Source organism: Roseobacter weihaiensis (assembly GCF_020622345.1).
In the GTDB taxonomy this organism is placed as follows: domain Bacteria; phylum Pseudomonadota; class Alphaproteobacteria; order Rhodobacterales; family Rhodobacteraceae; genus Roseobacter; species Roseobacter weihaiensis.
The window spans coordinates 1-1167 of record NZ_JACNMO010000078.1 but is presented as its reverse complement, the minus strand read 5'-3'; the positions used below and the strand labels follow the sequence as shown (position 1 = coordinate 1167).

At 56.3% G+C, this 1167-nt stretch carries 2 protein-coding genes; one reads left to right on the top strand and one right to left on the bottom strand.

The window, feature by feature from the left end:
• Window positions 1-505 precede the first annotated feature (505 nt).
• The gene (locus tag H7847_RS27340) at window positions 506-847 is read right to left on the bottom strand and encodes a nucleotide-binding protein (RefSeq protein ID WP_227272734.1); all 342 of its coding nucleotides are present in this window, start codon (window positions 845-847) and stop codon (window positions 506-508) included.
• Window positions 848-1015: 168 nt separating this feature from the next.
• Here H7847_RS27340 and H7847_RS26570 point away from each other — a divergent pair.
• On the top strand, window positions 1016-1167 hold a 152-nt coding region (locus H7847_RS26570; RefSeq protein WP_227272736.1), incomplete at its 3' end, for a helix-turn-helix domain-containing protein.

The following is a 1167-nucleotide window of genomic DNA, read 5'->3' as shown; positions in this document are numbered from 1 at the left end:
TGATCCGTCCGTAGCCGGTTTGCCGATCTACCCGGACAGACTGCATCTTATCTCTGGCGGTCGTGACCGTGCCGCGAACTAATAGCAAATGAGCACGAGTGCCATTCATGTCCCTATCAGTCCGAGATTGGGCTTGGCAGGACATGCATCTGTACGCTCTGCAAGCTCGGCAACTTCGCGTGCAAAGCTCAAACAGCCAATATGCCAATTTTCTTTTGATATTGGTGCGGGTCCCGCAGTACCCGACGATATCACCGAGTCGCAAAGCTCGGGTTGGAATGGTACTTCCGCTTCCAGCACAGGCAGTGGCGCAAACGCCTGGCGAACCAAAGTGGGATTGCTTGAGCCCGCCACGACGCAGCGCAACGTGTGATAACCATCCAAGAATTCGTCGGGCAGGTCCCTGCTGAGCGCGCCTGCGTTTGCTGGGTCCCGAGCTGGGACAAGCAATAGCGATGATTGACGCGTTGCTTCAAATACCGAAGCGGTCGGGTGGGCAGGTGTATCAACGACGGCAAATTGCCACGCCTCTCGCCACAATTGTTCGAGCACGGTTGCCAGATATGCGGCTGTTGATGTGCGAATGTACTGAATTCGAGAGCCAGACTCGTAGTCGCGCGCCAGCATCGTTGCCCACCTTTGAAGAAGGCTCTCGTCTGGCGAAGACCCGCGACCCCCGGACCTTCGACACCACGTCTTCTTGCAAAGGCACAGCGTGACCGGCGTCGATCAGCGCAACACTATGCCCAATTGCAGCCAGCCCATGAGCGAGCGCGGCAGCACCGGTTGTACGACCGACACCGCCTTTGAACCCTGTCAGCGCAACCGTATGCAGTCTTGCCCCCATATGGCCTCACCCTGCTGGAGACGGCCTCAGTTGCCGTGCCTGAATGATGACGCTCCCGACAAGTTCGCTGCGCATCATCTGCCTGAAATCCCTCGTTTCCGCTATGACTATAGTAAATTGTTACTATAGTCATTAGAGATATTTTCTCCGTTCCCCGACAGAGTTGGGATGGAACGGAAAAACCAAGCCTTGATAGCGGCTTACGCGCGGGTTCTCCGCGAGAGACGTAAGGCCGCGAACCTCTCGCAGGAGGAACTCGCGTTCAGAACAGATCTTTCCATGAGCTACATCTCGTTCCTGGAAACCTGTAGGCGACAACC